We start from the raw sequence: 22,515 nt of genomic DNA on the forward strand, positions 1-22,515 counted from the left end.
GGGTCAGATGGCAGAAAGTTAGGTGCGTCATACATGGCCGATTGATAGCGGATCGCCGCGCCAATATGAATCCTATGATGCCGTATTTGCTGATAAATTGCCGACCGTCAAAGGTCGCCATGTGCGCTGTGGTGCCCGCCAGTCAATCCCCTCTAGCAGCATCTACAACCGCGCAGGGCTAACCGTGACCTTACCACTTGCAGATGATGGCCAAACGAATTTGCCCTTCTGCAGGCGCTTGGAAAACATACAAGCCCCCTGACCATCCCACCATACGATCTTGATGAGATCGCCCCCGCGACCACGAAACACAAACAGATGCTCCGAATATCGATCCTGTTTCAGAATGCCCTCGGCCAAGGCCGACAAACTATTGAACTGTTTGCGCATGTCCGTGGCGCCCGCAGCCAACCAGACCCCCTTGTTCGATGGAACCGGGATCACGCCTTCAGCCCTTCGACCAGAGCCAGAACACCAGACAATGCCGTGGACCCCTCTACCAAAATCCGCCGGCCGTCTGACGACGTGATATCCACTCGGTCAGCCAAAATCGCGGCGGACAGCTGGGGCTCTTCATCGACAATGGGAACAGCGACTGTGCCCGCAATCTCAACTGGCAGAAAGCCTGTGTCGGTATCCACCACCGCATCGATGGCCGGCTCCGGTGCAAACCGCGGATCCTTCAACCAGTTATGGATGAGATTGGCATTCATCGCATGCCGCCGCGCAACCTGCGCAACAGAGACGCCCGGCACTGTCGTCTGTCCACAAATCGAGCGCTTCTCATCATCCGACCAGAACCGCTTCTTCTGACCCTTCTTTCCCGCCATAAACTGCCTCAAGATGTCCACTATCAACAATGAACATTATCAGACCACATCAACACGTATCAGAGCGGTCAGACCGGACGGTTACCAATGAACTCGCACTCTACGACTTCAAAGCTTCACCGATGGCGAGTGATTGACGGCATTCAGCCAAGCCTGGCCGACCCCTCGCACATTGAAACGCGGTTCAATCTGAAACTGACATCTTTTGCGGATTGGGTGTCATATCATCGCAACCACTTCAACCAACAAGGGTAATCTCTTGATGGTTTCCATCTCCAAAACCTAACAGATGAGAGATCAGGGAATGTCCATTCCGTCACAACCGGTTCAAGCCGCAGGACGCCCGGAAAATCCGCCTTTATTATCTCCACAATTTCAGTCAGACGGACATCGCACACATGACATTTAGGTCGGAGCCTCGGTATGCAAGGCTGCACTTTACTTCTTTGGATTTTCTCGACGCCATTTGCGACGTCTGTATGAGTTCAATCGTACTTTGTTGATGTCGCTAAGGATGGAGCGCCACTCTGGCCGGCTGTCAGGATGAGAGAGCGAACGGGTGTCATTTTCGACACCCTTGTTCCGCGGCCGTTGCGCGATGTGGTCAAACACAAGATCGATATCCATACCACTCTTACGCAGCACGCTTTTCCAATGAAGGAGACTCAGTTTCATCGGATTATCACGAAGGAGTTCGATTTTCACAAAGGGGAATCCGGAGTTAATCAGATGCTCCCAATAATGGTGGCTGACATTGATCTTTTCCAGCTCATCCGCTTGTTCGCCAGGGAATAGGTCGGCAAGTGGGAACAGGATCTCATGTGACAAACCAAAGTCCCCCATAATATCTAGGATCTTCATTTCGTATTTTTTGATCACATCCGTTTTGCGATCATACATCTTCAATCGCGACCAGAATTCCTGGCTCGCCGGGTTGGTCAAACCCGCACCCTGAAGCATAAAGAAATAGCTCTGAGTATGATACTGGATTTGATAGGAATCCGTGAGGGCAACATAGTCTGCTGTGGAAGTAAGCAAGCGGTTGATGAACCCCTCGAAAGGTCCAGGCAGAGCGAACACGCTGTCGTTGGTGACAACGAGGCGCTCGGCATCCCAGCATTCAGGTATCAATTTAAGCGCGCGCGACCAAGCAGAGAAATCCATGCCGCCATTCTCGCGGACTACTATCCCTGCAGCTTTGGACAGGTTGCTGACGGTCAAAGCATCTTCTGTGTTTTTAACCGCTATACAGGCAATGACCTTAAAGCCTTGTTCACTCAGAAGGTTGATATATTGGGCAGTTGCATCCGTTAACGAACCTGAAGGTGAGTAGATTGCGAACACGCAGACCTTTTCGTCTTTCAGGTCGCCAGGATGGCGCAGAATATAAGCATGTTTCGGATCAGGTTCGGGCGTGTCGTCCGCCGTCAGCGCAGCGTGCAAGAGTTTATGCTCGTGCTTGGCACGTTCAATGAAATACGCCGGTTCAACTGCAAACTGTTCTGCAAGTCCAATTTCAGTATCCATCGATTCAATGGCAGCTGCAAAAATGGGTTCAAGTACTTCCGGCTCTGCTCCATTGTGCTTCTTTACAAGCCCGGCATACAACAACCCACATCCCAACCAAGACGGAAACCGCTCGTAATCCACTTTGTCGCGCTCTCTGAGGCGGTTCTGGGACAAGCCTATATTGTCAAAATCGATATTGTATTGCTTCAGCGCCAGATCCCGGAAACGAGGATAGAGTGCATCGACCTTATCAAACATACCCAGGTTGAACGCGTCTTTTACGCCGCGGTAAAGAGCGCCGCCCGATATGTGAGGATCTCCACTATTGGCGAGGCCTTCAAGATATTCCAGATAGACGGGCCAATCAGCAAATCCTTCGTCTATCCTGGGCAGCTGTTCGTGCGAGGCCCATGCAAACAAACGATGGCCAGAATCGCGCACTTCAACATGCTCGAATCCGCATTTTTTCAACAGGTCCTTGAGGCCATTTGCCGACGCGATGAAGTAGTGAAAACCAGGAGACAGTGTCGCAAGCAAGGAAATGAACGACGTGTCTTCGGTCAGGACCGTCGCGCTGGGGGTCGTCAAGACAAGGATGCCGTCATCTTTCAAAGCAACCTTGATCTCGTTCACGAACGCCTCAGGGTCTTCCACGTGCTCTATGACTTCGCTGCTGAAAACGTAGTCGAACTTCTGTCCTTGTATTTCGGTCGCTTCGTTATAGTAGCTGTGAATGATGTTGATACCCAGCTTTTCTGAGCCGACATGACCGTACATACTGGTTTCCAAACCATACGCGTCGCCATAACCGATTGACTGCCAGAAATGAGGGACAAAACCGAAACCGCACCCAACATCCAGCAAATCGCCTGTTCTTGGTCGCTCAACTGCTAAAAGCGGTTCGAGCATGGCACTGATGCCGGCCCAGTTCTGAACGTAATTCATCCAGTAGTCGTGCGAGAAGCCTTCAGAATCATAGCCAATGACCGGGTCTTCGTCGATGAAATACGCTGTGCCGCAGGATTTGCATTTGTACATATGCAAAGTCGAATCATAGTAGACTGGTTGGGATACTTCCAGAAGATCTTCGCCATTTCTTGCGCCACAAACCGGGCAACTCCGAACCTCAGAAACTCCGGGGAAAGTCGTGAATTTGATTTCAACCATTGAAAGTCTCCTACGGTGTCTTCTTCAATGCCGGAGATTGAAAAAAAAGCAATTTCTTGTTAACTAACAACGCGTTTGTCAATCTTTGTAGTGCCTAGGTAGGTGAACAAAACGCAATTCTTGGCGGCTGATACAATAGATAGCGGTCTGCACACAACCATGTTTATTGACACAAGATCAACGACTGCAGGTTTGGGCAAGCGACTTTCCACTCATCATAGTCTCGGCTTGGGATCGCGTTCTTCTATTTTGCTACCGCGGCGGATTCCGCATGTTGAAATGCCCTAGTCGGCTGGGCCGAAGCGACCTTTTGATGATCACCCTGATTCCTCAGTGTTTGACATGGATCGGGTATTGGTAGCGTTGATGGCTGGCGCTGGTGCGCGTCAAATTGTCGCCACACCCCGAACGTAGACTGCTTTCAGTTGTAAATTCGCTCACCGGAAATGATCGCAAAAACACGGCCCAGACTGAAGCCATGTCTGAGGTCAACGCTTATGGATCCAAATAGGGTAATTTGGTAAGAGAGAGTTTGTTTCTCATCGTAGTCACTAAGGAGTGAACGAAGGGGAGGCCAAAGGTAAGACCCGGACACAAAGTCGGCAAGCCGGCGTTGAATGAGACGGTCCGGTCACCGCGAGAACTGGTGGTGACATTCTCGAACAAGGACAGGTATTTTATCTCAGACATTTCAGTCTTTTGTGTGTTGAAAGCCTATGATCTGATCACCAGCGTTGGCTTCATCGTGATCAAGGCGGCAAACGAAGTCAAAGTCAAAGCGGCCGTTTTCGACTTGAAACTCGCAACAAATTTGCACCAAGTTGAACTTGGTCGAACAACACAAGCGAGCAACAGGCATGGGCAGAGTTGAAGAAGTATTAAAATTTGTAGATTTTAGATGTCCCGGGATCGAAATAGCTCCCTACTTTTCTCCGATGATTCCAAAAGCCAAGCATAGCAACGCATTTACCTTAGATGTGTTTAGCACGGCGGTGCTTCGCGAGAAGGGTAAAGAAGACCCCAACGTTAAGGATCTTGTCGAAAATATCGAGGAAGTCGACTTTGTTGGCGACGCATGCGGTATTGACGCGATGCTTCGCAACAACGAAAATTACGGCCAATTTCAGTACATTGTTTCATCCCATAATTTTGAACACCTGCCGAACCCCATTAAGTTCTTGATTGGCTGCTCACGTGTACTTCGACCGGGTGGCTACATCAGCATGGCGATCCCAGACCATCGGGCATGTTTTGATCATTTTCGTTTTCCGACAAAACTCTCTGACTGGTTGTTGGCCTACCATGGCGAAATTGAACAACCGAGCCCGGAAGTCGTGTTTGATTTTTTTTCAAACCATTCCGCTTACACGGCGGAGGGAGATCAGCGAATTGGGTGCGATTTTGCATCCGACAACCCAGATAATTTTGAATTGACCGGTGATGTGGTCTCTGCTTACGAGGTTTACAAGCACGCAAAACAGCAAGACCAAAATGAATATCAAGATGCTCACTGTTCGGTGCTCACCAATACAAGCTTCGAGTTGCTTGTGAGTGATCTAATCAGAATTGGTCTCGTTGACCTTGAAGTTGTCGAAGTAAGTGACGTGCGCGGCCTTGAGTTTTTTGTTCACTTAAGAAAGCCAGAAAAGGACAACGAACTAGTACAGAACGATACCGAAGTCTCTCGCTTAAGGCGAGAAGATCAACTGAGGGAGGTGTCGCGCTCACTGGGTGCAGCGGGATTTCCCCATAGATCATTCGACGCCAGTTGGGCAGAGCGCGAAGCCGTTTTGGCAGAACGCGACCGCCTTGCCTCTGAGTTAAGGAATGTGGTTCGATACCCTTGGAAGAATTTCAGAAGGTTTTTACGCCGAGCCTAGGCCTTGTTGCACGAAGTTTGGTCGAGATTCACTTCATGAGTTCAATGGGATTTGTTGCATTTTTATCGTTTCTGCTGGGCAGGTTAGATGGTGATTGACCGACCATGGTCACCAGTCAATCGAGCTCCAATGTTTGCGACACAACCCTTTGATTTCAAAATATGAATATCTTGGATTGTGATCTGATTTGTCGCGCATTTTGGGTCAGAAATGAGTATTGCATTCCATTATCCTTATGCACTTGCACATTCTCTGCTCGTGGCCCTCAGCCGACATTCGCGGATCCCAGCCGGGGTCCCTGAAAGCCGTCGTTCGTGGAAACTGCAACACTATGCCCATACTCGAGGGTTGCAACGCGCACTTTCACAAAGACTGCACGGTTTAGTAACGTCACGCTTAGCCCGAAGACGCGTTGTAACGTCAACGCCAATGATATCTTGTGGATCATATGGGCTGCTAAGTGGAGGGTCGTATTCCACGGCCATTTGGCGGAATACTCATGCGCATCTAAGCCGCGCTATTATCGTCGAAAACTCCTGAGCTGTGCCTCGCCATTGGGGCAGCGTAGATGACCGTTGTAACGACAAGCGAGAGAGCCGCTGTGCCTCACGTGTGTTCTGAATGACCCGTTGCAAAGCATCTGCCAAGCCGCCAGGATCGTCGGGGGCAACCAAAATCCCAGCCTTGCCAACTGTTGTCGGCACGGCACCGACACGGCAAGAGACGATTGGTAACCCGTACATCATCGCCTCGCTCAGCACCATGCCGTAGCCTTCGTAGCGCGTGGCCAAAACAAAAACCGATGCTGCATTGAAACGGGCCGTCAGGGCGTTCTGATCAAGCTCGCCTGCGAAAGCTACGCGCGAGTCGATGTTAAGCGCGCGTGCCTGCTTGAACAAGGCGGCGGCATAGTCCCGATCATGTGTCTTGCCTACGATTTCGGCCTGCCAAGGGAGGGCTTCGAGATGCCCTAAAGCGTCTAGTAAGACATCGTGACCCTTACGAGGTGCCAAAAGCCCGACGGAGAGAACGAGCGGTGGATCAGAGAGCTGACGGTTCACAACCGGCCTATCAAAACCGGGCGGTGCGATTGTGATCCGGTGTGCTTCTGCACCAAAATCATGGCATAAAATGCGCGCTGTTTCAGAGCTCGGAACCACAACGTGATCGGCATGGCGCAAAGCGGCAGCTTCATTTTGCAGCAGAAAAGCGGAACGCGCTTTGGGCAGTCCGGTTTCCAGGCCAAGAGGATGGTGGATCATCGCAATGATTGGCGCTTGAACTTCGGCAAGACCGTCGGGATCGATTGCCCCAAAAACAAGACCATCCAATATGATCGGTTGATCCGAGGGCACAGCGCACAAGACATCCAGAGCCGCCGCCATGTCTGCGGTGGTAGGATCGGGAAAGCTGTCCGGCAATCGCAAATGAGCTATGCTGCAGCCCATCTCGTTTAATTCATGCAACACACGGGCCTCATATATGAAGCCTCCGGTGCGGCGATCCTTGTCGCCCGGGATAGCAAAAACGGCTTGATTCATCACACCTGTTCATTCGCGTATATGCGCAGCACCCTATGCTCCACTGCGGCGACAGCGGCATAAACCACCACTGCGACAACCGCGAGGATCACAACGCAGGACCACAGCATGTTGTAGTTGGATGTGCTCGCCGTTGTGGCCATCAAAACACCGATCCCTTTGCCTGTCGCAAGCCATTCTACTGTTGTGATCGCCAGTAAAGCGGCTGGCACGGCCATACGGGCAGAGGCGAAGAAGGCGGGTAGCATTGCTGGTATTTGTGCCGCGCGCAGCAAGTGCCAGCGACCGGCGTCATAGCTTCTGAAAAGGTCAACGACCTGACCGGGCGTTTGGCGAAGACCCTGCTGGCAGGCGACAAATGTCGGGAAGAAGATCATTACTGCGACGACGACCATGGTCCCCACCAGACCGCGCCCGAATGCAAGCACCAGAAGCGGTGCAGTCGTGATGATTGGCACAGCACGCAGCGCTACGGCAACCGGCATTGTTGCGCGGTTCAATGCCGGCGACAAAACCACCAATGCAGCCAGCGCCGCGCCCAAGGCAAGGCCGGCAAGGTATCCAGGTACGGCAAAAGACAAGGTTTCAGCGAGAGCCGACAAAACTGTGTTCCGATTTTGCGCCTCGGCCAGAAAGGCCCACACATCGCCGGGACGTTTCGCGAAAAAGCGGTTGAGATCTAATGCATCCATCGACACTTGCCAAAGGATCAGCACGAAAGCCGTAGTGAACCCGATCTCGAGCAGGTACTTCCATGGTCTCTGACGTACAGAGACGGCAGGTGCCGACAACAGAATGACGGGCCTGTACGCAACGACGCGCTGACCAAGCCAGCCGATCGACCCATAAGCGATCATGGCGATCAGTGCAGCAATAAGCGCCAGCGCCCATGTCGCATTTGTGTCCAACCCCCGCATGGCGCGCAAGGTCAGTACACCCAACCCTCGTTCTGCCCCCGTGAACTCGCCGATCATGGCCCCCAAAAGGGCGGCAGGTGCGCTGATTTGTAGGCCCACGAAGAGATATGGCAAACTTGCGCGCGCCCGCGCGCGGATCAGGGTCGACATCGGACCACGGCCATAAACGCGCATCAGATCAGTCCAAGTTTGTGACACAGCGCGCAAGCCGACGAGTAGTGTGAGTAGGGTTGTGTAGTAAACTGCCAATGCGGCGAGCGCGATCTGTGGCCCAGTGCCGGGCCCAAACAACACGCGCAAAATGGGTCCACTGGCAATCAACGGCACGCAAAACACAAGCAGGCAAACGGCAGATAGCGTTCGCGCGCTGCGGGGGAAGACGATCATTATGGTGCCCAACCCTATCGCTGCGAGATTCCCCCAGACAAAGCCCTGTGCGGCGTTGACCGACGTTTCTAGCGCAGCGCGGGCAAGCAGCGCTGCATTGTTTGATACATATCCCGCAATTGCCAAAGGACTGCTTACCAGCAGGCTGCCCGGCACCAAGCGCAAAGCACCTTCCCATAAAACCAACACAACACAGAGCCATAATAGCAAGCGCAATACGGTCATATGCTGTCCTCTAGAACGGCGAAGATCTCTTTCGACAAGGCTGCGAACTCTGCAGTCTGGACAAGTTTACTGTCCCGCGTGCCTGTCAGTGCAATCGGGATGTCCGCAACCACGCGCGCGGGCCGCGGTGACAAGACCAAAACACGGTCGGACAAAAGCACGGCTTGCTGCACTGAATGGGTGACAAGCACAACGGTCGCCCCACGGGATCGCCAAAGCGGTGGCAGATCTTCGTTTAACCGTCGACGCGTCATGGCATCGACTGCACCGAAGGGTTCGTCCAGCAACAACACATCGGGTTCTGAAATCAAGCTGCGTGCGATCGCGACGCGTTGGCGCATACCGCCTGATAGCTCACCCGGGCGGTGGTCGGCAAAACCGCCAAGTCCCACAAGGTCAATCAGCGCATCAACATCACCCACGGGTTTGCGCGCCAACTCGGCTCCAAGCGCAATGTTTGCGCGCGCGCTGCGCCAGGGCAGCAGCGACGGATCCTGAAAGGCCATGGCCAATGCTCCGTTCCGAGCAACCGTCCTAGGTGGCTCTGCACCCAGTGCTACCGTCCCGCTGTCTGGCGTGTCGAGCCCAGCAATCATCCGCAATATAGTTGACTTTCCACACCCCGAAGGACCCACGAGCGCGGTGGTCTGCCCTGCGGCAAGCGTTACAGAAAATGGTATAACCACTTCGGTTCCGCCAAATCGTTTGGTGATGCTATCGCAGTGAATGTCTACGCTGGCCATGCCGCGGCAATCCTTGCGCTGGATCAGCCATGCACCTCTTCCAGGATCGACCTGTCCCATAAACCCGCCGACACGTCATGGTCGAGCAGGGCCAAAGTCTCAATGTTCTTTGACACCGTGTCATCGGTGAACCAGCCAAAGCCGTTTTCGGCGGTCAGGTCAGAGAACATCAACGGGACTTGACGTGCGGCCTGTAGCTTCTGGGTTTGTAGGTCGAGACCTGCATCGGGGAACATCTCGACCGTCAGCGCAGCGGCGGCATCTGTGTCGTTCAGGTAGTCATTCCAGCCCATCACCTCGCCCTTGATCAGTGCAACGAGATCAGCACGCTGGTTGGCGATCGACTCCTCGGTCGCGATATAGGTTTGGGAATGCAGGGCATAGCCATGATCCGCCATCAGCATTGTCGTATTATCGACGCCCTTTACGGTCATCGCGACCGGTAAATCCGTTTCCCAGCACAGCAGGCAATCGACCTGACCGCTGACCAGTGGGGCGGGATCGTATTGCGTTGGCACAATCTCGATATCGTTGATGTCGACATTGTTCAGAGTGCAAAGCGCCTGCAGCACCGGCGTATTGGCGACCGCCATGCCGATCCGTTTGCCCACAAGGTCTGCCGGCGTGTTCACCGGGTTCGCCGCCAGCGATGCAATGGCGAAAGGGTTCTTTTGCATGGCCACGGCGATGATCTTGAACGGTGCGCCCTGGGAAACAGCGGCGGCTGTGTAGTCGGCGGCGGAAATCCCGACCAAAGCTGTGCCAGAGACCACCGGCGGCTCGACCGGGGCGTTGGGACCGCCTTGACTAAGCGAAACATCGAGTCCCTGTTCAGTCCAGTACCCCTTTTTCGCCGCGATGTAGCTGCCACCGAATTGTACGGAATGCAGCCATGAAAGCTGGAAGTTAACCGACGTGGCGGCGAATGCAGGCACGCCTGCGGCTGCGGTTGCCACCCCTGCTGCACTGGTTTGCAGAAAGAAACGGCGGGTGAGATGTGCAGGTTGTGTCATGGTAAATCTGGTTTCTCCTTGGTTAAGGTGGTTCCGGAAAAGCTCTGGGCCACAAGAATGGCAGCGGCGGGTAGCGTTGCGACGAAGAGCACGACACCGTAAGTGACCCCGGTTGCGATACCCGCGCTGGCGGGCGCACCGATCATCGGAAAGAGGGCTGCGGCAGCGCCCTCTCTCCAACCCCAGCCGCCAACCGACAGAGGGATCAGCATCGCGCACAGGATCAGCGGGATCAGCGTTGCCCACGCCGCGGCCGGAATGACGGTGCCTATTGCCCGTGCGCAAGCGTAAAAGCCAAAGATCAGACACAGTGTGGTGATTGCACAATGGAGAAGAATGACAGGTTGGGGGATCAGCTTCAGGACCTTTTGAACGAACCGTCCTGTCACGCTATCGTGTCTTGAAACCAACCAAGCCGTCGAACCGCACCCTGTCAGGACCACCAAGACAAGCAGACTCAAACGGGTCCAGCCGGGGCCTGCAGGCATCGCCAGAGTGATGGTAAAACCTGCGTACATGAGACCGAGAATGGCGACCTGGCCAAGCATCCGTTCGGCCATCACCGATTGCGCAGCGCGGATAACATCCGCAGCGCCACGGGCCCGGACCGCTCGGGTCACATCACCTGCGACGCCACCGGGCAAGGCGCTGTTGATTAACTGGGCGAGGTAGTATTCGCGCAAGGCGAACGCGTAACTGAAGCGTATGTCAAATGCGCTGGCGGTGGTTTTCCAGCGGTCGGCCATCGAAAAGGTAGCGACTGTCAAAGCTAGCAGGGACAGCGCAATCCACTTCATGTCCGCGCCGCGCAACTGCGCCAGCACCTCTGCGGCGTTGGTCCACCACAGCAAAACGGCAAGGCAGCCAATTGAAACCGCAAGTTTGATCCCACGCATATTCATTGGCCGGCCATCTTCGAAAGTTGCGCATGCGTGAAAGCATCCAGAAAGTCATTGCGGAAACTGTCCATGCGTCGCACCGGACCCTCTGCTGAAGGGGCAAGCCCATCGGTCCATCCCCAATGATCAATCAGGCTCAGAAGGTCCGGCGGGCCAATCATGTGCACGGCGACATCCTTGTTGTCGCTTCCCGCCACAAATCCTGCAGCCTGATGATCGCCGGCGACGATTACTAGCGGCGCGTTATCGCCCAGGTCCGCCACATGCTCGAAGGTAACCCGCAACGCGTAGTCCACGGACCTGCGATAAGCATCGCGCACAGCGTCCCGGTCGCGCCAGAGATCCTTTGGCGCAGGTCCGCGGGCCGCCATTTCGTTAAAAATCGTCCCATTGCCAACCTTATCCCACGGCACCACATCCGGGATTGGCGTCCATGGGGCATGCGAGGAGATCAAGGCGACTTGTATGAAATCCGGGTGCGGGTCCGCGGGCAAAAGTGCAGGGTAAGTGGCCAATGTGAACTGGTCAGGCATCGTGACCCAGCGAAAGCGCGCGCCCTCATAGGGGATGTCTGCTGCCGGGATGACCGTGTCAAAGCCCATCGCAAGGCTTTCTGGCCATCCCATAGTGATCGCGGGCATGATCGCCGTCGTGCGGTAGCCTGCATCCTGAGCGAAGTGGAACAACCACTTGTGACCGCTGGCCAGCATCGCGGTGTAGCGCCCACTGTCCGTCGTCCATAGCCCGCTTGCCAAGGCACCATGTGCAAGCCAGCTCTGACCGCCCGAGGTGGGTGAGGTCAACCAACCGCTTTTCATCGCCATACCAGAGCGTGCGATCTCGAACTCGGCCACGCGCAGTGTTTCCAAATGGGTCGGCGCATATAGTGGATTGTCAAAACTGGCGCGCCCGTAGCTTTCGATCCAGATCAAAATAACGTCCCGACCTTCAAGCGCATTCAAGAGACCGGCAGAATTCGCGTAGGTATCTTTGTTTGCTTCTTCAGTAAATCTGGCAAGTTCCGCGGCGGTTTGCTGCACCTCGATTCCGCGTTTGAGTGTTAAGCGCGTGGTCCATGCGGTGCCCGGCGGGCTCTTGTCAAAGCGCCAGTATTCGAAATGATGCCCGGTATCTGCCACAGCCCAACCGGCACACAACAGCGCCAGAAAAGCCGCTGTTACGCGCAGCGAGCGAGCGGGCCCAATTGAAGACCAAGTGCGCAAGCTGCGCTCGAGCACCAGAAACAGAAGAACCAGCAATCCTGCGGTACCGATGATCATTAATACGGTTAGCACGCCCCCAACGCTTTCGCGCAATAGAGACAGACCTGCGCCAATTAGAAACGTATCGAGGATGGGATTAAACGTGCGGTTGAAGGCGCTGAACATCCCGAAGTCTGCAACTTTGATCACGATAGCTAGCAATAGCAAAAGCGCACAGACGTAAGTCACACCAGTACGCCGCCCAATGGCCACCATACCCAGAAGCAACACTGGCAGCTCCAGCGGCCAGCGGTTCAGCGTGTTCCACGCCACGGCGCCCGGATGGTTCGGCAATACCAGAACGGCAAAGACCACCGCTGCGGAAACGGCCAGTGCCACAACGCGCCTCATGTAGCGCGCCTCACAAGCCAAAGGACGTCGACCAGAAACGACCAACTTAGCAACAGGGCTGCAATTGCAGCGACCGGCATTGCAGCGACCTGCGGCGTCAGGGGGAAGAGCAAAAAGATCAGCGATGCGATCTGAACCACACAGATTGCTTTGCGTCGGAATGCTTGCGGCAAGGGCGCTTGCAACGCCGGCCACACGAAGGCTGCCGCGACAAAAGCGTAGCGCATGAATCCCAAGATCAGGATTTCAGCGCCGATGGTCCCGCTGATCAGGAGCCATAGTGAAATCACTGCCCCCAAAGCGGCATCCGTTTCCATATCGAACCGCCCACCGAAATCCGAAACCAGATCCGCTCGTCGGGCCAGCCACCCATCAACGCCGTCCAGCGCAAAAGCCAAACTTGCCACTGCAAACACCACCCAGACGGACACGTCAGGCGACACAAGCGCCCCAGTCAGAAAGGCTATCATGGCCACGCGCGCCAGGGTGACGATGTTGCAGGCGCCGAGAACCGGGTGCGGATATCTGTTGTTCAGAGCATGCCCCGCCACCGTCGCTGCGCCGGCGAAGATCAAAATCGGCACTGCAAACATGCCGTAGACAAAGAACGACACCAGCGCCAGCACAACTCCCAGAACAGCAGAAACACCCAAGAACCCGATTATTGGTGTGCGGGGCTCAAGCGTCTGCTCGACAAGGTGCGGTGTGCTGCGAAACATGTGTTACTTCACCCAATTCGTCTGTTACTTAGGTCCGCGGGCGGCATTGGACACCCTAGATAACCCACGGCCACGCGGACTATACAACCACATCACGGAACTGTGACCGTCGCCTCCAGCGGCAGATGGTCCGAGGCCAGAGCTACCTTTGTCGACGTAACGGTGCGCAATTGCAGCACCTTACCCGGTGCGTTGGTCAGGATACGGTCCAGCGGCAGAAGTGGCCATCTACTGGGAAATGTGCGGCGGGCAGGGCCGCGCAGCGCAGTACCAATCAGTCGGCGATTGAGCATCAGCCCGCTCCAGGGACGCCACTCGTTCAGATCTCCAAGCAGGATGGTTTGCATGGGCGGGCGCCGCCGCAGATATTGCCCGATGGTCCTCATCTGGATAATGCGCAGAGGCTGCGACAGAGACAAATGAGTGCTCATGATCCTGACCTCGCGTGTGTTAAACGTTGCCTCGACAGACACGGCACCGCGGTGACAATGACCCGGTAGATCTATCAAATCGGTTTTCGTACGTTCCAGCGACGGTGACAAAAACAGGATGGTGCCCAGAAACCCATCGCTTTCGGTTCCCCATCTTAGCGCGCAGTCATGGATGTATTCGAGCCCGGTGCGGGTTGCGATCTCTTGCACATTGACCACGCTTGAGTGAGGTCGGCATTCTCCGTCTGCCTCTTGCAAGGCCAGAACATGTAGGCCCAGAGGTGTCAGTGAATGATCAATCGCCTCGACAACGCGCGCAGGATCGACGTTGCCGTCACTTCCCTTGGCGCGGTGGATGTTCCACGTTGCACATCGCAGCTGCTCAGCCTGCATCAGATCGAACCTGCCCTATCTCTCAACCACCCTATATGGCACAATAGCAGAGTTAGACCGCGCGTCCCCAATGGCGATGTTTTCGCCCACCAAGGCATTTCACGCGCTTAGAACAGGACACATAAACCATGCGTACGCTCCTTGTCACAACGGCTTTCTTCACCACTTTCGCAGCAACTGCGCAGGCGGACATGGCGCGGTATGAACTCGACCCGGAACACACATCCATCTACTTCACCGTGGATCACATCGGCTTCGCCAAGACACTCGGTATATTCACCGACGTCAACGGCAGTTTCATGTATGACGTGGACACCCAAGAATTGGGCGATGTCTCGGTGACGATAGGTACGGCGTCGGTCAACACGTTCAACGAAGCGCGCGATGGGCATGTGCGCAAACCTGATTTCCTGCATGTCTCGGAACATCCCGAAATCACCTTTGTCGCCAGCGGCGGCGCTCCTACCAGCGATACCACCGGAACCGTCACCGGCGACCTTGCGATCCTTGGCGTGACCCAGCCTGTGACGCTTAACGTGACGCTGAACAAGATTGCAGACTACCCGTTCGGCCACCAGCGCGAGGTTCTAGGCTTGTCGATGACTGCCACGATCCAGCGCAGCGATTTCGGCATGACCTATGCGGTGGAAAACGGGCTGGTCGGGGATGAAGTCAACATCAGTATTGAAACCGAGGCGATGAAGATAGAGTGATGTCAGTCTGGGTCGACATGCAAGTTTGATCGAACCCGATTGGAAACATGCACGGCGGATCAGGTCGGATCGATACAGTTTAAGAAAGATGCATCGCGAGCATGGTATGCCGCGTTACCTCCAAAATTCTGATGTTCAGATTTCAACCTGCCCAGCTGGTGGCATTCCAGGCGCCAAATGCCTTGAAGCGTTGATTTCATCGATGTCCAAAACATAAAGAACACTTCTTTAGGGAGACTCGAAGCGCGTCGCGGAGGGTTCCAGGCCGTGATCAGTTTTGGCACGCCTGTTGCCCAGATCAGATCGGCATCGGCGATGCTGCGGAAATATCCAAGGAAGTAGGACGCCTCGCAGAGGTTCTTGGTGCCGAACCGTGCGGAATAATGGATGTGGACCAAAGATGGCTTCACACTGGGAGGGTTGACACGCTTGATTTTCAGAAGCGCAAAACGACCTTCCGGAAGGAATGACATCTGTAGTTGTTATGGGCTAGGAAATGGACACTGATCTGATCGCTACATACCGTTCGGCGTTGGCGGGCGCGAAAAACCAAGCAATTTGTGGAATGGTTAGCCTGCCGTATCCGAATAGATGGTTCTGATCCAATCTGAAAAGGCACGGATCTCGTCGCGGCGCTCAGAGCCATCGCGTTCTACCAGAAAATGAGCGGGTCGGATGGCAATCTTTTCCGTCACCGGCGACGTAACGAGCCCTCGTTGAATGAACGATTGCGCAAAGCTCTCTAAAACGATGGCCATCCCGGGCCCTGCGCTGATGGCCTGCAAAGCCATCAAGGATGAATCAAATCGTGTTACCCTGGCCTGAACAGGCATCGAAAGGTCGAGTTGTTGAAATAGCTGTGGCCAATCGGATTCAGACCCATGAATTGTAATGATCTGCTGTGCGGCCAGTATATCGAGGGTTGGTTCGCCTTGGAAGTTTCCTAGGAAATCTGGATGGCAAACTGGGACAGCAAATTCATGACCAAGATGTGTAACACGACCATCTGACCAATCTCCGTATCCAAAACGGATATCGACATCACTTATCCCCTCTTGAAATCTGTTAGCCCAGACGAATGTAGACAGTTCTACGTCGATATGGGGATGATTGGCGAAAAATTCGTTCAGCCTGGGTGCAATGATCAAAGCTGCAAAAGAGATTGATGCCCGAACCTTGAGTTGTTGTCGCTTCGTCTTGCCAAACAAACCCGCAGTGGCAACCTGCATGTCGCTCAGGCCTTTCCGAACAGGTTGGGCATAGGCTTTGCCCATATCCGTCAAAGCAACGCCGCGCGGCAGTCTTTCGAACAACGTTGTTTTTAGATGCTTTTCAAGCAAGCGCATTTGTTGACTGACTGCTGCTGGTGTTAACCCAAGTTCAGCCGCCGCGGCAGAAAAACTGCCGAGCCGGGTGGCCGCCTCGAATGTACGGAGCCAGGTTGGGTGAGGTAGGTCCATAAGCGCACAACCTTTAAATATTTTTAGGTCAATACCATAAAATCCATTGTTTGAATTAACAATCATCATGTGGGAACTCTTTGCTGAAATGTCACCAGGCCAACGATAGAGCCGTCGCAATTGCAGGGAGAAACGTAGGTGGAGGCGTACGATTTCATTGTCGTAGGAGCGGGTTCAGCAGGATGTGTTCTGGCTGATCGGCTTTCGGCGAGTGGACGTCACAAGGTTTTGCTGATTGAGGCGGGCGGCAGCGACCGCCGCTTCTGGATCAAGGTACCGCTGGGGTATGGTAAGACCTACGATGATCCATCTTTGAACTGGTGCTACACCGCCAAACCCGACGCTGGTCTTGCCAATCGCGCTGCCTTTTGGCCGCGTGGACGGGTGATTGGCGGATCGTCTTCGATCAATGCGATGGCTTACCTGCAAGGCCTTCCCCATGACTTCGACGATTGGGAGACCGCTGGTGCGACGGGTTGGAACTGGCAGTCTGTCAGCGCAACCTATTCCCAACTTGAAACCTTTGAAAACCGATATGAAACCGAAGGGCCCAGTTTCGGGCAGGTGCATGTCAGTGACGTCGGCACGCGTATGCATCCGTTTTCTGCCCATTTTCTGCAGGCTGCCCAACAAGCGGGGTGGCCTGTCGTTGATGATTTGAATGGGGCAATACGAGAAGGGGTTGCGCGTCTGCGCTGTACTGTAAAAAACGGGCGGCGCTGGTCGGTAGCTGATGCGTTTTTGCGACCTGCATTGAAGCGGCAAAACCTGCGGGTCGTGTCAAACGCTCTGGTAGAACGAATAGTACTGCAAAACGGTGTCGCCACTGGGGTCGAGTACAGTCAAGGCACGCGGCGGGTGCAGGCCATGGCGGGACGTGAGGTGGTTGTCAGCGCTGGCGCGATCAACTCGCCACAGCTTTTGCAGCTTTCAGGGATCGGCCCGGCAGAGCTGATGCAACGCCACGGGATCAAAGTTCAGGCCAACCTGCCGCAAGTGGGGCAGGGGCTGCAGGATCATCTGGGAATTTCCTATCAGTTTGCCGCCACCGAGCCGACGTTGAACAACCGCTTGGGCAGCTGGCCCGGGAAAATCGCGGCGGGTTTACAGTATCTTCTGACACGGGCCGGGCCGCTCAGCGTACCGATCAATCAGGTCAGCGGTTTTGTACGTTCCGACCAAGGCCAGCGTGCGGATCTGCAGATATACTGCAACCCGATGTCCTACGCAGTGCGCGCTGGTGGCAAAACTGACGTCGCAGCTAAGGCCGGGTTTCTGATATGTGTGCAGCCCTGCCGCCCGACCAGCCGGGGTGAGGTGGCGATCACCTCAGCCGATCCGAATGCTGCGCCAGACATCAGACCTTATTCGCTTTCGACCAACGAAGACTGCGCGCTTGCCATTGCAGCAGGTCGTGCCGCACAAAAACTGGCAGAGACGCCCGCCATTCGGTCTGTATTGCGCGACGGTCCGGATATCGCGGCCATGTCTGACAATGATTTGCTTGCCGATTTTCAGGCGCGCGCCAGTTCGATCTATCACGCCAGCTGCACCTGCCGCATGGGCGCCTCGGCTAAATCTTCTGTTCTGGACGCGCGCTTACGGGTGCATGGCGTGTCAAGATTGCGGGTGATCGATGCATCCTCTTTTCCCAACGTGACGTCTGGCAACACCAATGCACCTGTCATGATGCTGGCCGCGCGCGGCGCTGAAATGATCCTGCAGGATACGGCACAACCGATCCGGCAAGGAGGTGCAGTATGAGACTGGAAAAGCTTGAAACCTTAGTAGTGGCAAACCCGCCGCCACGCCACGGCGGCCGGTACTTTATCTTTCTGCGCCTCACAACGGCCTGCGGCATCACCGGCGTGGGCGAAATTTACAATGCAACCTTCGGGCCCAATCTTTGTACCGCCATGGCGCATGATGTGTTTGAACGGCAATTCGCTGGTCGGGATCCGCACCATATTGAACGACTCTGGCGTCAGACCTATGGCGCCGGGTTTACTATGCGTCCCGATGTAACTGTGATGGGCGTGCTGAGCGGGCTTGAAATGGCCTGCTGGGACATAATCGGCAAAGCCGCCGATCAGCCGGTCTATCAGCTGTTGGGCGGCAAAGTTCACGACCGCCTTCGCAGCTACACATACCTCTATCCCGCCGAAGGCGATGTTTACCCGGACCCTGATGAGCCCAACGTCTACAATGACGCGGATATCGCCGCTGAGGCGGCGGTGCGGGCTGTTGCACAGGGCTTTACTGCCGTCAAATTCGACCCCGCAGGTCCATACACAGTTTATGACGGCCATCAGCCACGGCTCAGCGATCTGGACCTGTCCGAGGCTTATTGCCGACAGATCCGTAGCGCTGTGGGCGATAAGGCCGATCTTCTGTTTGGTACCCATGGCCAGTTCACCGTGTCGGGTGCCAAACGGATGGCACGACGGCTCGAGGCGTATGACCCGCTTTGGTTTGAAGAGCCCATTCCGCCGGAAAACCCGGCCGATATGGCAGAAGTTGCCCGTTACACTGCCATCCCGGTTGCCGCAGGCGAAAGACTTTGCACTAAGCATGAGTTTGCCCGCCTGCTCGAAGCTGGCGCAGCCTCAATTCTACAGATGAACCTGGGTCGGGTAGGTGGCTTGCTGGAAGCTAAGAAAATAGCATCCATGGCCGAAACGCGTCAGGCGCAGATTGCTCCGCATTTGTATTGTGGCCCCGTTGTGGCCGCAGCAAATATCCAGATCGCAACTTGCAGTCCCAATTTTGTGATCTTGGAATCCATCGGTCGCTTTGACGGCCCGTTTATGGACTTCCTGACCACGCCCATCTCCTGGGAGGCGGGTTTTGTCCTCCCCCCGGTGTCTCCGGGGTTGGGCGCGGAGTTAAACGATGCGGTCATCGCCGCGCATCCTTATACCGGCAAAGAATTGCACCTGAATATGGTGGCCGAGCCGGTGAACCCATGATCACTCATGAATGGTGAACGCAATGGAAAAGCTGAACAAACACTATATCGATGGCGGTTGGGTGGCTTCGGTCGACGGCACGCGCTTCGCTATTAAGAATCCTGCAGACGATAGCATTCTGGGCGAAGTCACGCTTGGCACCGCTTTGGATGTCGATCGGGCTGTTGCATCCGCAAGCCGGGCCTTTGAGACGTTTTCCAAAACCTCCAAGGCTGAGCGTATCGCGCTGCTGAGCCGCTTGCTGGGAGTTTACACCAACCGGCTGGAAGAGATGGCTTGGGCGATCACCCGCGAAATGGGCGCTCCCATCGATATGTCGCGTACGTTGCAAGCGGGTTGTGGGGTAGACCATATCAAGTCGTTCATCGAGGTGCTGAAGGCTCACGTTGACTGCGAGACCCTGCCAAACGGCGATGTGCTGTATCGCGAACCGATCGGCGTCTGCGGGTTGATCACACCGTGGAACTGGCCAATCAGCCAGGTCGCGCAAAAGGTCCTGCCTGCTTTGGCGGTTGGGGCCACCTGCGTTTTGAAACCTTCGGAATACACACCGCTTTCGGCAGCACTTTTTGCCGAGCTCATCGACGAGGCGGGATATCCGCCAGGTGTTTTCAATCTGGTCTTCGGGGATGGCCCAGAGGTTGGATCGGCAATGTCGCGTCATCCAGACATTGCCATGATGTCCTTCACCGGCTCGACCCGGGCAGGCATAATGGTGTCAAAGGACGCCGCCGATACAGTCAAACGTGTGGCGCTGGAACTAGGCGGGAAATCCCCCAACCTGATCTTTGCTGATAACGGTAAGGATCTAGAGGCGCGCGTAACTGCATCGGTTGCCAATTGCTTTCAAAACACTGGCCAGTCTTGCAACGCGCCAACCCGTATGCTGGTCGAGCGCAGTTGTTATGAAACCGTCCTTGAGATTGCATCCCGCGCCGCTGCTGATCAAAAGATTGGGGAGCCTGCTGATCCAGGTGATCATATTGGTCCTCTCTTCGGCCAGTTACAATATGACCGCGTTCAGGCAATGATTCAGACTGGGTTGGACGAAGGCGCGCGGCTTTTGGCTGGTGGCCTTGGCAAACCCGTTGGGTTTGAACACGGCTGGTATGCCCGTCCGACCATTTTTTTTGACGTGAACAACCAAATGCGTATCGCGCGTGAAGAGATCTTTGGCCCTGTTCTGGTCATCATCCCGTTTGAGACTGAAGAAGAAGGGATCGCCATCGCCAACGATACAGTATTTGGCCTGGCCGCATTCCTTCAGACAAGAGACGTGGAGCGTGCCAAACGCGTTTGTGCAGCGCTGCGTGCGGGCACTGTCACGATCAACGGTCAAAGCACCAACTACGGCTCGCCGTTCGGGGGGTATAAACAATCCGGTAACGGGCGCGAAGGCGGGCCGTTTGGGCTGGAAGACTACCTCGAACTCAAAGTCAGAGGTGGGCTTGGGCTAACGGCCTGAGCCAGGCCAAATCCTAACATTCGCAACATCAACCCGGTCTGGCCAAAAAAGGCAGCCATTTCATCGGAGAGTGCAATGTCGCACACCACCCTCGATTTTCTTCCGGAGCCGTCTGCCTCCGGCTCCGAAAATACAACCAGCCCTTGGGCGACCCATCGCGACGACGCGCCTATCGAAGGCGGTTTTGACGCGAGGTATGGCGACGTGATGTGGCAAACGTTGATTTGTGGGGACCGTATGTCATCAACAGATCTGGTCCTGGGGATCGCGAGTATTCCGGCCTTCGGCAGTTTGCCACTGCACAGTCACGACCCGGCAGAGTTCTATTTTGTCGTATCCGGATATGCAGAGGTTTCAATTGACGGCAAGATTACATCAGTTGGCCCGGGAATGGCGATCTTCATTCCGGGCGGGGCAATACATGGCATAACGGCTGGCACTGAGGGCATTGAGTTCGTCTACGGATTTCCGGAAAATCGCTTTAGTGACGTGGTTTACAACTTTTCTCAACAACAGGGTGGGGAACAATGAAAATAGGATTTATTGGCCTCGGCAACGTCGGTGGCAAACTCAGCGGTAGTCTGCTGCGGAACGGTTTTGATCTGACCGTGTTTGATCTGAACCCTGATCTGGTTGCCGAAAAAGTCACCAAGGGCGCAACGGCTGGCGAAAATCCGGCACAGATGATGCGTGACTGCGATGCGGTAATCACATGCCTGCCGTCACCCGCCGCCTCTGATGCAGTCATGCGGGAGATGTTGCCTGAGGTTCGCGAAGGCAAGATCTGGATGGAGATGTCGACGACTGATCAGGCCGAGGCCGAGCGTCTAGGAGGTCTGGTTATCGCGGCGGGGGGGGCCGCTGTTGACTGTCCCGTGTCGGGTGGATGCCACCGGGCTGATACAGGGAATATTTCAATCTTTGCAGGCTGTGATCGCCCCACATTCGAACGTATTCTGCCTTTGCTGACCACTTTAGGACGTCGGGTATTGCATACCGGTGATCTGGGATCGGCGTCGATGCTGAAAGTGTTGACCAACTATCTGGCAACCGTTCATCTGGCGGCCAACGCCGAGGCGCTTGTCACTGCCAAAGCTGCCGGAATGGACCTGAACACCACATATGAGGCAATCAAGATCTCGTCGGGAACATCCTTCAGCCATGTCACCGAAAGTCAGGTCATTTTGAATGGGTCTCGGGATATTTCATTCACCATGGATTTGGTCAAAAAAGACGTGGGGCTGTTCCAGGAAATCGCAGAGCGCAACAACGTGCCTTTGGAGATCTCACCGTTGATTTGCAGCATCTTCGACGATGGCATCGCTCGTTATGGGGATCGTGAATTGTCACCAAACATCATCAAGCGTCTGGAGGATGCAACCGGTCTGGATATCCGAGCACCGGGATTTCCACCGGAAATGACGGACGATGAACCCGAGGAACCCGGCTATGAGGTCATCCCAACGGGGCGGAGTTGAGAGGAGAGGTGTTCGCCGCTTAGCTAAGTGACAACGCGTCTTCATGGGCACTTCTAAAAGTCAATATATGTCAAGTACTTGTCTGTTATCGATGGTTTGAGACAGGTGGCAGCTTGACTTTGTTTTGTCACTTCTCATCTGGTTTAAGCTGAGCTGCGGATTT

Annotated in this window: 19 protein-coding genes and 2 pseudogenes; 8 read left to right on the plus strand and 13 right to left on the minus strand. The window is 55.0% G+C overall.

What is annotated here, in order from left to right; genetic code table 11:
- Positions 1–72 precede the first annotated feature (72 nt).
- From tnpB to Q1B21_RS21660, 3 genes and pseudogenes are all read right to left on the minus strand, one after another.
- Positions 73–444 (minus strand): annotated as a pseudogene (tnpB, locus tag Q1B21_RS21650) (IS66 family insertion sequence element accessory protein TnpB).
- Positions 441–830 (minus strand): transposase, encoded by a 390-nt coding sequence (locus Q1B21_RS21655; protein ID WP_299893067.1) that lies wholly within the window; start codon positions 828–830, stop codon positions 441–443. The pseudogene tnpB and the gene Q1B21_RS21655 overlap by 4 nt, the downstream one beginning before the upstream one ends.
- 438 nt (positions 831–1,268) lie before the next feature.
- Positions 1,269–3,506, minus strand: a complete 2,238-nt coding sequence (locus tag Q1B21_RS21660) for a methyltransferase domain-containing protein (protein WP_299893069.1) — start codon at positions 3,504–3,506, stop codon at positions 1,269–1,271.
- A gap of 610 nt (positions 3,507–4,116) precedes the next feature.
- Between Q1B21_RS21660 and Q1B21_RS21665 the strand changes: the two are divergent.
- Positions 4,117–4,284: pseudogene (locus Q1B21_RS21665) on the plus strand (IS3 family transposase); the annotation flags it as partial.
- Between the two features lie 79 nt (positions 4,285–4,363).
- The gene (locus Q1B21_RS21670) at positions 4,364–5,386 is read left to right on the plus strand and encodes a methyltransferase domain-containing protein (protein WP_299893071.1); all 1,023 of its coding nucleotides are present in this window, start codon (positions 4,364–4,366) and stop codon (positions 5,384–5,386) included.
- 497 nt (positions 5,387–5,883) lie between these two features.
- Here Q1B21_RS21670 and Q1B21_RS21675 read toward each other — a convergent pair whose 3' ends face one another.
- The 8 genes from Q1B21_RS21675 to Q1B21_RS21710 all read right to left on the minus strand — a co-directional run bounded on the left by Q1B21_RS21675 (position 5,884) and on the right by Q1B21_RS21710 (position 14,267).
- Positions 5,884–6,927, minus strand: coding sequence for a glycosyltransferase family 4 protein (locus tag Q1B21_RS21675; RefSeq protein WP_299893073.1), 1,044 nt, complete (start codon positions 6,925–6,927; stop codon positions 5,884–5,886).
- The gene (locus Q1B21_RS21680) at positions 6,927–8,456 is read right to left on the minus strand and encodes an ABC transporter permease (protein WP_299893075.1); all 1,530 of its coding nucleotides are present in this window, start codon (positions 8,454–8,456) and stop codon (positions 6,927–6,929) included. Before Q1B21_RS21680 ends, Q1B21_RS21675 begins: the two co-directional genes overlap by 1 nt.
- Positions 8,453–9,199, minus strand: coding sequence for an ABC transporter ATP-binding protein (locus Q1B21_RS21685; protein WP_299893077.1), 747 nt, complete (start codon positions 9,197–9,199; stop codon positions 8,453–8,455). The genes Q1B21_RS21680 and Q1B21_RS21685 overlap by 4 nt, the downstream gene beginning before the upstream one ends.
- A 23-nt stretch (positions 9,200–9,222) precedes the next feature.
- Positions 9,223–10,212 (minus strand): ABC transporter substrate-binding protein, encoded by a 990-nt coding sequence (locus Q1B21_RS21690; protein WP_298934758.1) that lies wholly within the window; start codon positions 10,210–10,212, stop codon positions 9,223–9,225.
- Positions 10,209–11,114: a lysylphosphatidylglycerol synthase transmembrane domain-containing protein gene (locus Q1B21_RS21695; protein WP_299893080.1), complete on the minus strand. Its 906-nt coding sequence runs from the start codon at positions 11,112–11,114 to the stop codon at positions 10,209–10,211. The genes Q1B21_RS21690 and Q1B21_RS21695 overlap by 4 nt, the downstream gene beginning before the upstream one ends.
- On the minus strand, positions 11,111–12,724 hold the full coding sequence (locus Q1B21_RS21700; RefSeq protein WP_299893082.1) for a sulfatase-like hydrolase/transferase: 1,614 nt from the start codon (positions 12,722–12,724) through the stop codon (positions 11,111–11,113). Before Q1B21_RS21700 ends, Q1B21_RS21695 begins: the two co-directional genes overlap by 4 nt.
- Positions 12,721–13,443, minus strand: a complete 723-nt coding sequence (locus Q1B21_RS21705) for a CDP-alcohol phosphatidyltransferase family protein (protein ID WP_299893084.1) — start codon at positions 13,441–13,443, stop codon at positions 12,721–12,723. Before Q1B21_RS21705 ends, Q1B21_RS21700 begins: the two co-directional genes overlap by 4 nt.
- A 92-nt stretch (positions 13,444–13,535) precedes the next feature.
- Positions 13,536–14,267 (minus strand): endonuclease/exonuclease/phosphatase family protein, encoded by a 732-nt coding sequence (locus Q1B21_RS21710; protein WP_299893086.1) that lies wholly within the window; start codon positions 14,265–14,267, stop codon positions 13,536–13,538.
- 128 nt (positions 14,268–14,395) lie between these two features.
- Between Q1B21_RS21710 and Q1B21_RS21715 the strand changes: the two genes are divergently transcribed.
- Positions 14,396–14,980, plus strand: a complete 585-nt coding sequence (locus Q1B21_RS21715) for a YceI family protein (protein ID WP_299893088.1) — start codon at positions 14,396–14,398, stop codon at positions 14,978–14,980.
- 59 nt (positions 14,981–15,039) lie between these two features.
- Here the strand turns inward: Q1B21_RS21715 and Q1B21_RS21720 are convergent, their stop codons facing one another.
- Together Q1B21_RS21720 and Q1B21_RS21725 are read right to left on the minus strand one after the other, a co-directional pair.
- Complete coding sequence (locus tag Q1B21_RS21720; RefSeq protein WP_299893090.1) at positions 15,040–15,453, minus strand: hypothetical protein; 414 nt, start codon at positions 15,451–15,453, stop codon at positions 15,040–15,042.
- A gap of 96 nt (positions 15,454–15,549) precedes the next feature.
- Positions 15,550–16,509: a LysR substrate-binding domain-containing protein gene (locus Q1B21_RS21725; protein WP_299893092.1), complete on the minus strand. Its 960-nt coding sequence runs from the start codon at positions 16,507–16,509 to the stop codon at positions 15,550–15,552.
- Positions 16,510–16,578: 69 nt separating this feature from the next.
- On the opposite strand from Q1B21_RS21725, the gene Q1B21_RS21730 reads away from it, so the two are divergent.
- From Q1B21_RS21730 to Q1B21_RS21750, 5 genes are all read left to right on the plus strand, one after another.
- The gene (locus Q1B21_RS21730) at positions 16,579–18,204 is read left to right on the plus strand and encodes a GMC family oxidoreductase (protein WP_299893095.1); all 1,626 of its coding nucleotides are present in this window, start codon (positions 16,579–16,581) and stop codon (positions 18,202–18,204) included.
- Entirely contained in the window at positions 18,201–19,409 is a 1,209-nt protein-coding gene (locus Q1B21_RS21735) for a mandelate racemase/muconate lactonizing enzyme family protein (protein WP_299893096.1), read from the plus strand. The genes Q1B21_RS21730 and Q1B21_RS21735 overlap by 4 nt, the downstream gene beginning before the upstream one ends.
- Before the next feature lie 22 nt (positions 19,410–19,431).
- Positions 19,432–20,874, plus strand: a complete 1,443-nt coding sequence (locus Q1B21_RS21740) for an aldehyde dehydrogenase family protein (protein ID WP_299893097.1) — start codon at positions 19,432–19,434, stop codon at positions 20,872–20,874.
- A gap of 75 nt (positions 20,875–20,949) precedes the next feature.
- Entirely contained in the window at positions 20,950–21,405 is a 456-nt protein-coding gene (locus Q1B21_RS21745; protein ID WP_299893099.1) for a cupin domain-containing protein, read from the plus strand.
- Positions 21,402–22,352: an NAD(P)-dependent oxidoreductase gene (locus Q1B21_RS21750; RefSeq protein ID WP_299893101.1), complete on the plus strand. Its 951-nt coding sequence runs from the start codon at positions 21,402–21,404 to the stop codon at positions 22,350–22,352. Before Q1B21_RS21745 ends, Q1B21_RS21750 begins: the two co-directional genes overlap by 4 nt.
- The last annotated feature ends 163 nt before the right edge of the window (positions 22,353–22,515 follow it).

Origin of the sequence: uncultured Ruegeria sp., from assembly GCF_947504215.1 — a bacterium.
Lineage (GTDB): Bacteria > Pseudomonadota > Alphaproteobacteria > Rhodobacterales > Rhodobacteraceae > Ruegeria.

What these genes read in the sequence shown, in the direction of transcription:
- Q1B21_RS21655 (WP_299893067.1), bottom strand. Translation starts at nt 830, where the DNA reads ATGGCGGGAAAGAAGGGTCAGAAGAAGCGGTTCTGGTCGGATGATGAG.
- Q1B21_RS21660 (WP_299893069.1), bottom strand. Translation starts at nt 3,506, where the DNA reads ATGGTTGAAATCAAATTCACGACTTTCCCCGGAGTTTCTGAGGTTCGG.
- Q1B21_RS21670 (WP_299893071.1), top strand. Translation starts at nt 4,364, where the DNA reads ATGGGCAGAGTTGAAGAAGTATTAAAATTTGTAGATTTTAGATGTCCC.
- Q1B21_RS21675 (WP_299893073.1), bottom strand. Translation starts at nt 6,927, where the DNA reads ATGAATCAAGCCGTTTTTGCTATCCCGGGCGACAAGGATCGCCGCACC.
- Q1B21_RS21680 (WP_299893075.1), bottom strand. Translation starts at nt 8,456, where the DNA reads ATGACCGTATTGCGCTTGCTATTATGGCTCTGTGTTGTGTTGGTTTTA.
- Q1B21_RS21685 (WP_299893077.1), bottom strand. Translation starts at nt 9,199, where the DNA reads ATGGCCAGCGTAGACATTCACTGCGATAGCATCACCAAACGATTTGGC.
- Q1B21_RS21690 (WP_298934758.1), bottom strand. Translation starts at nt 10,212, where the DNA reads ATGACACAACCTGCACATCTCACCCGCCGTTTCTTTCTGCAAACCAGT.
- Q1B21_RS21695 (WP_299893080.1), bottom strand. Translation starts at nt 11,114, where the DNA reads ATGAATATGCGTGGGATCAAACTTGCGGTTTCAATTGGCTGCCTTGCC.
- Q1B21_RS21700 (WP_299893082.1), bottom strand. Translation starts at nt 12,724, where the DNA reads ATGAGGCGCGTTGTGGCACTGGCCGTTTCCGCAGCGGTGGTCTTTGCC.
- Q1B21_RS21705 (WP_299893084.1), bottom strand. Translation starts at nt 13,443, where the DNA reads ATGTTTCGCAGCACACCGCACCTTGTCGAGCAGACGCTTGAGCCCCGC.
- Q1B21_RS21710 (WP_299893086.1), bottom strand. Translation starts at nt 14,267, where the DNA reads ATGCAGGCTGAGCAGCTGCGATGTGCAACGTGGAACATCCACCGCGCC.
- Q1B21_RS21715 (WP_299893088.1), top strand. Translation starts at nt 14,396, where the DNA reads ATGCGTACGCTCCTTGTCACAACGGCTTTCTTCACCACTTTCGCAGCA.
- Q1B21_RS21720 (WP_299893090.1), bottom strand. Translation starts at nt 15,453, where the DNA reads ATGTCATTCCTTCCGGAAGGTCGTTTTGCGCTTCTGAAAATCAAGCGT.
- Q1B21_RS21725 (WP_299893092.1), bottom strand. Translation starts at nt 16,509, where the DNA reads ATGATGATTGTTAATTCAAACAATGGATTTTATGGTATTGACCTAAAA.
- Q1B21_RS21735 (WP_299893096.1), top strand. Translation starts at nt 18,201, where the DNA reads ATGAGACTGGAAAAGCTTGAAACCTTAGTAGTGGCAAACCCGCCGCCA.
- Q1B21_RS21740 (WP_299893097.1), top strand. Translation starts at nt 19,432, where the DNA reads ATGGAAAAGCTGAACAAACACTATATCGATGGCGGTTGGGTGGCTTCG.
- Q1B21_RS21745 (WP_299893099.1), top strand. Translation starts at nt 20,950, where the DNA reads ATGTCGCACACCACCCTCGATTTTCTTCCGGAGCCGTCTGCCTCCGGC.
- Q1B21_RS21750 (WP_299893101.1), top strand. Translation starts at nt 21,402, where the DNA reads ATGAAAATAGGATTTATTGGCCTCGGCAACGTCGGTGGCAAACTCAGC.